At 54.4% G+C, this 13109-nt stretch carries 12 protein-coding genes; 4 read left to right on the top strand and 8 right to left on the bottom strand.

What is annotated here, in order from left to right; translation table 11 throughout:
• Positions 1-4 precede the first annotated feature (4 nt).
• The 3 genes from rsmA to apaH are packed head-to-tail and all read left to right on the top strand — an operon-like array spanning position 5 to position 2075.
• Entirely contained in the window at positions 5-832 is an 828-nt protein-coding gene (gene rsmA, locus ACQZQY_RS08555; RefSeq protein WP_056776854.1) for a 16S rRNA (adenine(1518)-N(6)/adenine(1519)-N(6))-dimethyltransferase RsmA, read from the top strand.
• Between the two features lie 4 nt (positions 833-836).
• Entirely contained in the window at positions 837-1214 is a 378-nt protein-coding gene (gene apaG, locus ACQZQY_RS08550) for a Co2+/Mg2+ efflux protein ApaG (RefSeq protein WP_431296936.1), read from the top strand.
• A gap of 6 nt (positions 1215-1220) precedes the next feature.
• Entirely contained in the window at positions 1221-2075 is an 855-nt protein-coding gene (gene apaH, locus ACQZQY_RS08545) for a bis(5'-nucleosyl)-tetraphosphatase (symmetrical) ApaH (RefSeq protein WP_122094207.1), read from the top strand.
• A gap of 74 nt (positions 2076-2149) precedes the next feature.
• Here apaH and folA read toward each other — a convergent pair whose 3' ends face one another.
• From folA to ACQZQY_RS08530, 3 genes are all read right to left on the bottom strand, one after another.
• The gene (folA, locus tag ACQZQY_RS08540; protein ID WP_056776841.1) at positions 2150-2635 is read right to left on the bottom strand and encodes a type 3 dihydrofolate reductase; all 486 of its coding nucleotides are present in this window, start codon (positions 2633-2635) and stop codon (positions 2150-2152) included.
• A gap of 130 nt (positions 2636-2765) precedes the next feature.
• Complete coding sequence (locus ACQZQY_RS08535; RefSeq protein WP_056776836.1) at positions 2766-3230, bottom strand: threonine/serine exporter; 465 nt, start codon at positions 3228-3230, stop codon at positions 2766-2768.
• Positions 3227-4036, bottom strand: coding sequence for a threonine/serine ThrE exporter family protein (locus ACQZQY_RS08530; protein WP_122094594.1), 810 nt, complete (start codon positions 4034-4036; stop codon positions 3227-3229). The genes ACQZQY_RS08535 and ACQZQY_RS08530 overlap by 4 nt, the downstream gene beginning before the upstream one ends.
• 106 nt (positions 4037-4142) lie before the next feature.
• On the opposite strand from ACQZQY_RS08530, the gene ACQZQY_RS08525 reads away from it, so the two are divergent.
• Positions 4143-4757 (top strand): LysE family translocator, encoded by a 615-nt coding sequence (locus ACQZQY_RS08525; RefSeq protein ID WP_056776833.1) that lies wholly within the window; start codon positions 4143-4145, stop codon positions 4755-4757.
• A gap of 57 nt (positions 4758-4814) precedes the next feature.
• Here the strand turns inward: ACQZQY_RS08525 and kefC are convergent, their stop codons facing one another.
• The 5 genes from kefC to dapB form a co-directional block, all read right to left on the bottom strand.
• Positions 4815-6668, bottom strand: coding sequence for a glutathione-regulated potassium-efflux system protein KefC (kefC, locus tag ACQZQY_RS08520; protein ID WP_056776830.1), 1854 nt, complete (start codon positions 6666-6668; stop codon positions 4815-4817).
• Positions 6661-7215 carry a glutathione-regulated potassium-efflux system oxidoreductase KefF gene (gene kefF, locus ACQZQY_RS08515; RefSeq protein ID WP_056776827.1) on the bottom strand — a complete coding sequence of 185 codons (555 nt, stop codon included), beginning with the start codon at positions 7213-7215 and terminating at the stop codon, positions 6661-6663. Before kefF ends, kefC begins: the two co-directional genes overlap by 8 nt.
• Before the next feature lie 123 nt (positions 7216-7338).
• Positions 7339-10563, bottom strand: coding sequence for a carbamoyl-phosphate synthase large subunit (gene carB, locus ACQZQY_RS08510; protein ID WP_056776825.1), 3225 nt, complete (start codon positions 10561-10563; stop codon positions 7339-7341).
• Between the two features lie 16 nt (positions 10564-10579).
• Positions 10580-11740, bottom strand: a complete 1161-nt coding sequence (gene carA / locus ACQZQY_RS08505) for a glutamine-hydrolyzing carbamoyl-phosphate synthase small subunit (RefSeq protein ID WP_136376082.1) — start codon at positions 11738-11740, stop codon at positions 10580-10582.
• A gap of 476 nt (positions 11741-12216) precedes the next feature.
• The gene (dapB, locus tag ACQZQY_RS08500) at positions 12217-13038 is read right to left on the bottom strand and encodes a 4-hydroxy-tetrahydrodipicolinate reductase (RefSeq protein ID WP_056776816.1); all 822 of its coding nucleotides are present in this window, start codon (positions 13036-13038) and stop codon (positions 12217-12219) included.
• Positions 13039-13109 lie beyond the last annotated feature (71 nt).

The raw sequence follows: 13109 nt of genomic DNA, 5'->3' as shown, positions 1-13109 counted from the left end.
AACAATGAATAGTAGAGTCCACCAGGGGCACTTTGCCCGTAAACGTTTCGGCCAAAACTTTTTAACCGATCAATTTGTGATTGATAGCATTGTGTCGGCCATTCATCCGATGCCGGGACAAGCGGTGGTCGAAATCGGGCCCGGCCTGGCAGCGCTGACGGCGCCCGTCGCCTCGCGTCTGGACAGCATGACCGTTATCGAAATTGACCGCGATTTGGCGGCTCGTCTGGAAAGTAATCCTAAGTTTCAGGGCAAATTGCGCGTCATTCAGTCTGATGCGATGAAAATCAATTTCGCCGAGCTTTCCGAAGAGCTCGGCCAGCCGCTGCGCGTATTCGGCAACCTGCCCTATAATATTTCTACGCCACTGATGTTCCACCTGTTCACCTATACCAACGCCATTAAAGACATGCACTTCATGTTGCAAAAGGAAGTAGTCAACCGTCTGGTTGCGGGGCCGAACAGCAAAGCGTATGGTCGTTTAACCGTCATGGCGCAGTATTACTGTAACGTGATCCCGGTTCTGGAAGTTCCACCGGAATCCTTCACGCCAGCGCCGAAAGTTGATTCCGCTGTGGTGCGTTTGATTCCGCATGACGTGATACCGTACCCGGTTTCAGATATCCGCATTCTGAGTCGTCTGACAACGGATGCGTTTAACCAGCGCCGTAAAACGATTCGTAACAGCCTCGGCCACTTGTTCACACCAGAACAAATGAGCGCGCTGGGTCTGGATCTGTCCATGCGTGCTGAGAACATTTCAGTCGAACAATTCTGTAAACTGGCTAACTGGTTATCAACCCGACCGAAAACCACAGAACCCCAGGAGTAGCGATATGCTTAATTCGCCCCGCGTATGTGTTCAGGTGCAAAGTGTCTACATTGAGTCACAGTCGATACCGGAAGATGAGCGTTATGTCTTCGCCTACACCATCACCATCCGCAATCTTGGGCGTTTTAACGTACAACTCCTGCGCCGTTACTGGCTGATCACCAACAGTAACGGCCGCCAGACCGAAGTACAGGGCGAAGGGGTTATCGGCGAACAGCCGCTGATCCTGCCCGGCAGTGAATTTCACTACACCAGCGGTGCGATCCTCGAAACGCCGCTCGGTACCATGGAAGGCCATTATGAAATGGTCGCACAAGACGGTGAATCCTTCCGTGTGCCGGTTCCGGTCTTCCGCCTCGCCATCCCTACACTGATAAATTAATCCTTTATGTCGACATATCTTATTGGTGATGTTCACGGTTGCATCGATGAACTCAAGGCGCTATTGGCGCAGGTGGATTTTAATCCGCAAAATGATTGTCTCTGGCTGACCGGAGATTTGGTTGCCCGTGGCCCGTCCTCGCTCGAGGTGCTGCGTTTTGTCAGTGGTTTGGGCGACGCAGTCCGTATGGTGCTCGGTAACCACGACTTACATCTGTTAGCGGTTTACGCCGGTATCAGCTTTAACAAACCAAAAGATCGCATCACCCCGCTGCTTGAAGCTGAAGATGCAGATGAGTTGATCAACTGGCTGCGACGCCAGCCGGTCCTGCAGGTGGATGAAGAGCTGAAGCTGGTGATGGCCCATGCGGGGATTACGCCGCAGTGGGACCTGGAAACCGCGCAGATGTGCGCGCGTGAAGTGGAATCCGTGCTGAGAAGTGACACCTATCCGCTGTTTCTCGACGCGATGTATGGCGATATGCCCAACAACTGGCATCCCGAGCTGACCGGTCTTGCGCGTCTGCGTTTCAGCACCAATGCGCTGACCCGGATGCGTTACTGCTTCCCTAACGGGCAGCTGGATATGATCTGCAAAGACACGCCCGATACCGCGCCGAAACCGCTCAAACCCTGGTTTGATATTCCGGGTCCTTTACAGGAAGCGGGTTTCAGCATTGCGTTTGGTCACTGGGCTTCGCTGGAAGGAAAAGGCGCGCCGGAAGGTATTTATGCGCTGGACACCGGCTGTTGCTGGGGCGGCGATATGACCATGCTGCGCTGGGAAGACAAAACCTATTTCACTGAGCCTTCTCACCGGCGCAGTGAAAAGGATCTGGCGGTCGCGCCAAAGGCGCTCTGAGCAGACATTTTCCCTTTTTCGGAAAGACAAAAGGCACCTTCTCAGGTGCCTTTTTGCTGACTGCTGCGGCTTAATCAGGCGCGGCGATCAAGGATCTCAAAGCAATAGCCGTGAGAGTTCTGCTCATCCGCATCATGGAATTCGCTGAACGTACTTTCCCAGTCGTCCGGCTCATAGTCAGGGAAATGGGTATCCCCTTCGACTTCGGCGTCAATGTGGGTCAGATATAAGCGGTTCGCCTTAGGCAGGAATTGCTCATACACACGACCACCGCCCATGACCATCACTTCTTCCACGCCGGCGGCAGCGGCCAGTGCGGCATCAACAGACGTCACCCAGGTCACGCCTTCGTGCTCGCCGGGTTTAGAGCTGATGACAATATTCAGTCGGCCAGGCAAAGGGCGTCCTATCGACTCAAACGTTTTGCGTCCCATGATGACGGGTTTATTGAGCGTATTACGCTTAAACCAGGCCAGATCACCGGGTAAATGCCAAGGCATAGCGTTTTCCATGCCAATAACGCGATCGGTCGCCAGTGCGGCGATCAGGCTAATAATCATTGTGAAGCCCTGTGTAGATAAGGAATAAAACCGTGACCCGAAAAAAGAGCTGCCACTATACGGAAAGCCCCATCAGCCGTCGATAGGGAGACTCGCGCTTTACAAAGATATAAACGCGCGCCGCTCAGACTCACACGCCGGGACGTTTGCGGTACAGCCACAGCCCCGGCAAAGATAATCCAATCGACAATGCCCCGACGATAAAACTGGCCTTCAGGAAATTGGTGACCATGGTAGACATCAGCACTTCGCTGTAACCAAGGTGCGAAATTTCCACCATGGAAATCATCGCCGTATACGCAGAAATTCCCGGAAACATGGGGATGACGGCGGCTACTGTGAAAACTTTAGGGTGCGCGAGAAACCAGCGCGACCAGCGAATACCAATGATGCCGATCAGTATAGCCGCCAGCAAAGAAGCCCACTCAATGTTTATCCCGCCATGCATCATCAGCATGCGGGAGCCGTGCCCGATGGCACCGAGCAGCGCACAATAGCGCAACGCACGCGGCGGGACATTGAACACCATCGCAAAACCCAGCGCCGGCACTGCGGCCAGAAACATATCCTGCAGGAGTGCCCAGATCAGACTCATGCCCACCCCCGCAATTCCCACAGCGCCATCGCCATGACCACCCCGATGCAGGTTGCCAGCGTCAGCAAACTGGCCATTGCCCAACGCGCCAGTCCGGTGTTCACATGGCCTTTAAACATATCGGCCACCGCGTTGATCAGCGGAAAACCCGGCACCAGCAGTAAAACGCTGGCAGCCATCGCCACGTTCGAGGTGTGATGGAATGCATCAAGGCGCATAAGCAGGCCGGAAATCGAGGTCGCCACAAAGGCGGTACAGCAGAAATTAATCAGCGGATTCATATGGCGCAGGGTCAGCGTCTGGCGCACCGCCATCGCCACACCGCTGGCGATAAACGTTATGCTGAACGCATCCCAGCCACCGCCGTTCAGTTTGCTGAAGCAACCACACGACAGCGCCACCATCAGGATCATCAGCGGGCGGGGATAGCGCAGCGGCTTGATATGGCTCAGACGCTTCGCCACCAGCGTGCTGTCGAGTAACTTATGCTCGGCGAGGATCACCGTATGTTGCACTTCGGTGACCACCTGCATGTTGATCCCGCGATCGACATTTTTTCGCGTTGATGTCAGGCAGTATCCGCCGCACAGCGTACTGAGCACCACGGCATTGGCAGAGATCGAACTTTCCACCCGATCCATGCCCAGCGCGATACCGAGCCGGGCTGATAACTGCTCCACCAACATACTTTCAGCGCCGTGCTGTAACAACAACAGGGCACATTCGATGCACAGGCGGGTGATTTCACGCTGGTAATGCGCCTGTGGACTTTCGCGCTGCGGGTATTCAACGACAGGTTCTTGCATAGCCTTTACCGCCCGTAAAAAAAGCCAATAAGTGTGATACGTCGAGGTGAAGATTGACGTATCATGCGGCCTTATTTTGCCCTGAACATTGACGACGGTTACTTTCATGCTTGAAACCTCCCTTTTTATTGCCAGTATCGCCTTCCTCGGCATGCTCTCTCCCGGCCCCGATTTCTTTCTGGTGATCAAAAATGCGGCCCGCTATCCGCGCGCGGCGGCACTGATGACCTCGCTGGGCGTCATTTGTGGCGTGATTACACATATGTCTTACTGCGTCGCAGGTCTGGCGGTCGTGATCACCACCACGCCGTGGTTGTTTGGCTTGCTGAAATACGTCGGGGCGGCTTATCTGATTTGGGTAGGGATCCAGGCATTGTTCTCGCGCAGCAACAGTAAAATGAATCTCGACGGACTGGTGCCGCAGCAGGTGAAACTGCGTACCGCTTTTGTACAAGGATATCTGTGCAACCTGCTGAATCCTAAAGCAACGCTGTTTTTCCTGGCGATGTTTACCCAGGTATTACAGGTAGACTCCAGCCTTGGCGAAAAACTCTGGTATGCCTCGATCATTGTCGGACTTTCATTGGTCTGGTGGCCGTCGCTGGCCATGTTGATCCAAAGCGCGCCGGTGCGTCGTGGTCTGGCAAAAGCGCAAAAAATTATCGATAAACTGCTGGGCGGCGTACTGATAGGTTTAGGTATCAAAGTCGCGCTGAGCTGACAGAAACACAAAAAAAGCCGGTGCTGTTCAGGCACCGGCTTCAGATTTCATCCTTGCTTAACTCTTCGCTTCAATCACTTCATTCTCCGGTGCTTTACCGTCGATACTTCCCCGCCAGCCTTGTTGCTGTTCAGAGGCGAGACGTTCCTGATCCTGTTCAATCGCGGCGCTCAGCATGTCTTTCGCGCGCTGCATACTGGCGATACGGAACTCAGTGTCTTCGTAATTTTCGATGGTTGCTTCCAGCATTTTCAGGTTGTAGCGGCGGAACAGATCGGCTTTCTCGCGGGCTTCATACGCATCGAGCCCGAGCGTTTCCAGCACTTCCCGGCCAACGCGCAGGGATCCTTCGAACAATTCCCGCTCCGGTGCTTCCACACCCAGCTGCCGCAGCTGATACCAGTGATCGACGTCGCGGGCGCGGGCAATAATCTTCAGGTTCGGGAAATGCTCTTTTGCCAGCGCGGTCAGTTGCAGGTTGGCTTCAACATCATCGATAGCGTTAATCAGCACCTTGGCCTGCGCTGCGCCGGCTGATTCCAGCAAATCTACCCGCGTGGCATCCCCGTAAAACACTTTGGTGCCGAATTTACGCAGCGTTTCGATATGATCCGGGTCGTGATCCAACACCACGGTATGAACGTTATTCGCCAGCAATAGACGACCGGCAATCTGACCAAAGCGCCCGAAACCGGCGATAATCACCTGCGCATTTTCATCATCAATCGTATCTTGCGGACGATCGTCTTGCGGCGCATTGCGTTCCATACGCGCGGCGAGAACCAGCAGCAGCGGCGTGACCGCCATCGACAGCGCCACAGCAAGCGTCAGCGCCTTCGCCCATTCCACCGGCAACACACCGGCCATTTGTGCTGTGCTGAAAATCACGAACGCGAATTCACTGCCCTGCCCGATAAGGATGGCGAACAACCCGCGCTGCTTTTTCGGAACGCCAAGCCAGGGTGCGACCAGCCACAGTAAAGCGGCTTTCAGCGCCATAAAACCGACCAGCAAGGTGGCGATCAGTAACGGCTGATGAACCAGTGTACCGAAGTCGATGGACATGCCGACGCCGATAAAGAACAGCCCGAGAAGCAGGCCTTTGAACGGCTGAATATCGCTTTCCAGCGCATGACGATATTCAGAGCTCGCCAGCAATACGCCCGCCAGAAACGCGCCCATCGCCATCGACATACCCGCCATTTCCAGCAGAATGCCAAATCCAAACACCAGAAAAAGCGCCACGGCACTGAACACTTCGCGCATACCGGAGCGGGCAACAAAATGCAGTAGCGGGCGGGTGACATAGCGCCCGAGCAACACCACCAGCACCAGCGCACCAGCCACCTTCGCCGCCGACAGGCCAAAGCTCATCAGCGTGGTGGCTTCACCGGTACTCGCCAGCAGCGGGATCATCGCCACCAGCGGGATCGCGGCGATATCCTGGAACAGCAACACCGCAAAGGCGCTGCGCCCAATCGGTGACGCCGTCAGGCTGCGTTCACTCATTGCCTGCATGGCAATGGCCGTTGAGGAAAGCGCCAGCGTCAGGCCGATCAGCATGGCGATTTTCCAGTCGAGGCCGAGGAAATAGCAGAATGCGCTGAGCACCACGCCGCAGCCGACCATCTGGATGCTGCCGCCGCCAAAGACCGAGGCGCGCATGGTCCAAAGCCGTTTAGGATCCAGCTCAAGGCCAATAACGAACAACATCAGCACTACGCCGATTTCCGCAAAGGTCAGAATAGACTCAGCATCAGAAACCAGTTTCAGGCCCCACGGCCCGATAATGCACCCGGCGATCAGATAACCGAGCACGGAGCCCAGACCAAGACGTACCGCAATCGGGACAAACAACGCCGCAGAGCCGAGATAAATCAGCCCTTCAATCATCAGGTTATGGTTATCCATTTTCGACCTCCGGCGCACAGCCTTCTTTCAGGCTCAGGCAGGCGGTCAGACGTCGACGGTATTCTTCACCCGCGGCTTTCAGCGCAACTTCATCGCAAATAAAGGTGTTATGTACAGCGAAATATGGCTGCCAGTGCATGCCGCAGTAAACTGCCGTCGCCTGTAATGGCTGCGCCAGCACGTCGAAATTGGGGTGATCGCCGAGCTCAAAATGGTGTTCATCACCGCCGGTCGTCACTGCCCACAGGCAATGCTTACCGTTGAGCGCGTTGCCGTCATGGCCGTAAGCCCAGCCGTGCTCGAGCACCTTGTCCAGCCACAGCTTCATCAGTGGCGGCAGGCTGTACCACTGGATCGGGTGCTGGAATACCACCATATCGGCGCGTTCAACCGCCTTCTGTTCAGCGGCGATATCGATATTGAAATCGGGGTAAAGGTCATACAGCGAACGCACTTCAACATTGGGTAAATCGCTGACGGCCGAGAGCAGTCCCTGGTTGGCCCGCGAATGGCGCGGATAAGGATGGGCGTAAATTATTAAAATCATGCAGGTCTCTTGTCTTATTAGCTTTACTTCAGCATACGCAATTTTGGGCTTTCTGGTAAAAGCTGAGCGTATAAAAAGAAAAGGCGCAGCTTTCGCCGCGCCTTTCATCAAGCAATTATGCCATTAGCCTTTGATTTTCGCGTGCATTTCCTGCACTGAAATCACCTGCTCCGTCGGGTCAGAAGACAGCGCCATCGCCGTGGCGAAACCGCCGTTCAGCGTGGTGTCGTAATGCACTTTGTATTGCAGCGCACTGCGACGGATAAGCTTGGAGTCTTCAATCGCCTGACGGCCCGCCGTGGTATTCACGATATACACATATTCACCGTTCTTGATACGGTCCTGAATATGTGGACGGCCTTCATGCACCTTGTTGACCAGACGCGGGTTAATCCCGGCTTCACCCAGCACCACCGCGGTACCGTGAGTCGCATCCAGCTCGAAACCGCGTTTGAGCAGTTTCGCGGCTAAATCCACCACGCGACCTTTATCGCCTTCGCGGACTGACAACAGTGCGCGACCGGCTTTCTTCATGCCGGAGTTACTGCCCAGCTGCGCTTTGGCAAAGGCTTCGGCGAAGGTACGACCGACGCCCATGACTTCACCGGTAGAACGCATTTCCGGCCCCAGAATCGGGTCAACGCCAGGGAATTTGTTGAACGGCAGTACCACTTCTTTCACGGAGTAGTAAGGCGGGATCACTTCTTCTGTGATGCCCTGCTGCGCCAGTGTCTGCCCCGCCATCACGCGCGCCGCCACTTTTGCCAGCGCCACACCGGTGGCTTTGGAGACAAACGGCACGGTACGCGCAGCACGCGGGTTAACTTCAATCAGGTAAACTTCGTTGTTCTTCACCGCAAACTGGACGTTCATCAGGCCGCGAACGCTCAGCTCAAAAGCCAGTTTCTCGACCTGCTGACGCATCACGTCCTGAATTTCCTGGCTCAGCGTGTAGCACGGCAGTGAACATGCGGAGTCACCGGAGTGAACGCCCGCCTGTTCGATGTGCTCCATGATGCCGCCAATCAGCACACGTTCACCGTCGCAGATGGCATCAACGTCCACTTCGATGGCGTCGTCAAGGAAGCGATCCAGCAGCACCGGCGCATCGTTGGAGACGCTCACCGCGTTCTGGAAGTAACGGCGCAGGTCGATTTCGTCGTAGACGATTTCCATCGCACGGCCACCCAGTACATAGGACGGGCGCACCACCAGCGGATAACCGATACCGGCTGCTTTTTCAACGGCTTGTTCGATTGTCGCAACCGTGGCGTTTGCCGGCTGTTTCAGGCCCAGACGGTGAACCGCCTGCTGGAAACGTTCGCGGTCTTCTGCACGGTCAATCGCATCCGGGCTGGTACCAATAATGGGCACACCCGCAGCTTCCAGTTCGCGCGCCAGTTTCAGCGGAGTCTGGCCGCCGTACTGAACAATCACGCCTTTTGGCTGTTCGATACGCACGATTTCCAGCACGTCTTCCAGAGTGACGGATTCGAAATACAGACGGTCGGAGGTGTCGTAGTCGGTAGACACGGTTTCCGGGTTACAGTTAACCATAATGGTTTCGTAACCGTCTTCGCGCAGTGCCAGTGAGGCATGTACGCAGCAGTAGTCGAACTCAATCCCCTGACCGATACGGTTTGGACCGCCACCCAGTACCATGATTTTCGGCTTGTCATTGGTTGGGTTGGATTCACACTCTTCTTCATACGTGGAGTACATGTACGCGGTATCGGTGGAGAACTCCGCCGCACAGGTATCGACACGTTTGTAGACCGGATGCAGATTGTATTTATGACGCAGTTTGCGCACTTCGCTTTCTGAAACGCCGACCAGTTTTGCCAGACGCAGGTCCGCAAAGCCTTTGCGTTTAAGCATGCGCAGGTAATCGTGAGTCAGAATGTTGAAGCCGCCTTCAGCCACTTCATTTTCCAGTTTCACCAGCTCTTCAATCTGTACCAGGAACCAGCGGTCCACGTTGGTCAGGTTGAAGATACCGTCAACGGACATCCCGGCACGGAAAGCATCGGCGATGTACCAGATACGCTCGGCACCGGCTTCTTTCAGCTCGCGACGGATTTTGGTCAGCGCTTCAGGGTCATCAAGGTTCACTTTCGGGTCAAAACCGCTCGCGCCCACTTCCAGACCACGCAACGCTTTTTGCAAAGATTCCTGCTGCGTACGGCCAATTGCCATCACTTCGCCAACAGATTTCATCTGCGTGGTCAGACGGTCATTTGCACCGGCAAATTTCTCGAAGTTGAAGCGAGGAATTTTAGTCACAACGTAGTCGATAGACGGTTCGAACGATGCCGGGGTTTTGCCACCGGTGATGTCGTTCATCAGCTCATCGAGGGTGTAACCCACTGCCAGCTTCGCCGCGACTTTAGCAATCGGGAAACCGGTCGCTTTAGAGGCCAGTGCGGAAGAGCGGGAAACACGCGGGTTCATTTCGATAACAATCAGGCGGCCATTTTTCGGGTTCACCGAGAACTGGACGTTGGAACCCCCGGTTTCTACGCCGATTTCACGCAGTACCGCCATCGAGGCGTTACGCATGATTTGGTATTCTTTATCGGTCAGGGTTTGCGCTGGCGCCACGGTGATGGAGTCGCCGGTGTGGATACCCATCGCATCGAAGTTTTCGATAGAACAGACGATGATGCAGTTGTCGTTTTTATCACGCACCACTTCCATCTCGTACTCTTTCCAGCCAATCAGCGACTCATCAATCAGCAGCTCTTTGGTTGGGGAAAGATCCAGACCGCGTTCGCAAATCTCTTCGAACTCTTCACGGTTGTACGCGATACCGCCACCGGTGCCGCCCATGGTGAAGGAAGGACGGATAATGCACGGGAAGCCGACATCGGCGGCAACCGCCAGCGCTTCTTCCATGGTGTGTGCGATACCGGAACGCGCCGTGTCGAGGCCGATTTTCTTCATCGCGACGTCGAAACGGCGACGGTCTTCGGCTTTATCAATCGCATCTGCGGTCGCGCCAATCATGGTCACGCCGAATTCTTCCAGCACGCCCTGACGTTCCAGTTCCAGCGCACAGTTCAGTGCGGTCTGACCGCCCATGGTTGGCAGCACGGCGTCCGGACGCTCTTTTTCGATGATCTTACGCACCACTTCCCAGGTGATAGGCTCGATGTAAGTCGCATCAGCCATGTCCGGGTCAGTCATGATGGTGGCCGGGTTGGAGTTCACCAGAATGACGCGGTAACCCTCTTCACGCAGCGCTTTACACGCCTGCGCACCGGAATAGTCAAATTCACAAGCCTGGCCGATAACAATCGGGCCGGCGCCGAGGATCAGGATGCTTTTTATGTCTGTACGTTTTGGCATTTTTTATTCGCTCCTGTTATTTGGCGTTGTGGTTGTGAGAAGCGCGAAAAGCGTTAATCAGTTCGATGAAGTGATCGAACAATGGCGCCGCATCGTGCGGGCCCGGGCTGGCTTCAGGGTGACCCTGGAAGCTGAATGCCGCTTTATCTGTGCGATGAATGCCCTGCACCGTGTGGTCGAACAGTGATTTGTGGGTCACGCGCAGGTTGGCCGGCAGATCGGATTCATCCACCGCAAAACCGTGGTTCTGCGCCGTGATCATCACGATATCTTTATCGAGATCTTTCACCGGATGGTTGCCACCGTGGTGGCCGAGCTTCATTTTCACAGTCTTCGCCCCGCTGGCCAGTGCCAGTAACTGGTGGCCGAGACAGATGCCGAATACCGGAATGTCGGTTTCCAGGAAGGTTTTGATGGCGGCGATAGCGTAGTCGCAAGGCTCCGGGTCGCCAGGGCCGTTGGACAGGAAAATACCGTCCGGATTCATTTTCAGCACGTCAGCCGCTGGCGTTTGCGCCGGTACTACCGTCAGGCGACAGCCGCGATCCACCAGCATACGCAGGATATTGCGTTTGGCGCCGTAATCGTAGGCCACCACGTGGAATGGCAGCTCTTCTTCTTTTTTCGCTTCCGGCAGTTCGCCTTCCAGCGTCCAGCTACCTTGTTGCCAGCTGTAAGATTCCGCGGTGGTCACTTCTTTCGCCAGATCCATGCCTTTCAGGCCAGGGAATGCTTTGGCTTTTTGCAGTGCCAGTTCAGCATCCGGTGAATCGCCCGCGATGATGCAGCCGTTCTGCGCGCCTTTTTCACGTAACAGACGGGTCAGCTTGCGGGTATCGATATCGGCGATGGCAACGATGTTGTTGCGCTTGAGGTAATCAGAAAGGTTTTCTTCACTGCGGTAGTTGCTGGCAATAAGAGGTAAATCGCGAATGACCAGGCCTTGGGCGTGTACTGCGGAGGATTCTGCATCAGCGGCATTGGTGCCGACATTACCGATATGGGGATAAGTGAGAGTGACAATCTGGCGGGAATAGGAAGGATCAGTGAGGATTTCTTGATAACCGGTCATCGACGTATTGAAGACCACTTCCCCCACTGCCGAACCTTCTGCCCCGATGGCCCGACCGTGGAATTGGGTTCCGTCTTCCAGAACCAATAGCGCTGACTTTATCAAAGCATCCTCCAAGAATAATAAATCACAATATCTGCATATTAATTCAGATAACCCGATCTAAATCAATGCAAAAATCGCTCGGGAAGCCAATTTTCGGCAAATTGCGCGCATTCTAATGATGGCAGTGAGGTTTGTCTACCAAAAGCCGCCATATTTCTCTATTTTTCGCACAACTCAGTGAAAAGGCTCCGTCACAGCCACAAAACCACAGGCTAAGTAAACATAGTAACCGTTTGCGGAAGAGGATGTCTGAAAATAGTGCTGAAAATCGGTTTGTGCGGGTGAGGACGAAATGAGATGTTCGAAAAACACGCGACTGACAGGTAAAATCGTCACAAAAGATATAAAAAAGACGACTAATCGTTAAATTTCAATCAGGACGCTTATTTTTGAATAAAAAGAGAAGGGCAATCAAGGAACTGCCCTTTTATCAAAAGATTATGACCAATACAACCACATCACATCTAAATCATCTGCTACAAATCATCCAATCCAAGCACATCCCGCATGTCATAAAGCCCAGACTTATGCGAAGCAAGCCATTTCCCTGCACGAACCGCGCCATTTGCGAAAGTCATACGGCTGGAAGCCTTATGCGTTATCTCTACGCGCTCGCCGATATCTGCAAACATCGCAGTATGCTCACCCACGATATCTCCGGCCCGGATCGTCGCAAAACCAATACTTTTAGGATCACGCTCTCCGGTGTGGCCTTCACGGGCATATACCGCACATTCTTTCAGATCTCGCCCCAGCGCGCCCGCTATCGCTTCACCCATCGCCAGCGCGGTGCCTGATGGCGCATCCACTTTATAGCGATGGTGTGCTTCAACAATTTCAATGTCGGTATAGTCGCCCATCACTTTGGCGGCTTTTTCTAAAAGTTTGAGGACAACATTCACGCCTACGCTGAAGTTAGCCGCAAAAACCACCGGAATAACCTCAGAAGCCTGTTTAATTGCCCCCTTTCCCGCGTCATCAAAGCCCGTAGTCCCGATAATCATGCCTTTATGGTGCTTCTGGCAAAATTCCAGATGCACCAGGGTGCCTTCAGGACGGGTAAAGTCGATCAAAATATCAAAGTCATCCGCCACGGCATTCAGATCATCATTGACCTTGATACCCGCTGCGCCGATCCCTGCAAGTTCACCGGCGTCAGTACCGATAAGGGATGATCCCGGACGCTCCAGCGCGGCACCCAGCACCACACCTTCTGCGTCGGAAACGGCCTGAATCAACTGCCGGCCCATACGCCCGCCCGCGCCAACAATGGCCATGCGAATTTCAGCGTTACTCATAAATACTCTCTTTTTATAGGGGTTCTGCCGTGAAACAGAATCAGGTTAACTACCCTGTTATAGGGTAGCCA

Origin of the sequence: Rahnella sp. PAMC25559 (genome assembly GCF_050632365.1) — a bacterium.
GTDB classification, from domain to species: Bacteria; Pseudomonadota; Gammaproteobacteria; order Enterobacterales; family Enterobacteriaceae; genus Rahnella; species Rahnella rivi.
Note: the sequence above shows the minus strand (reverse complement) of the source record. Positions and strands in the feature narration are given on the sequence as shown.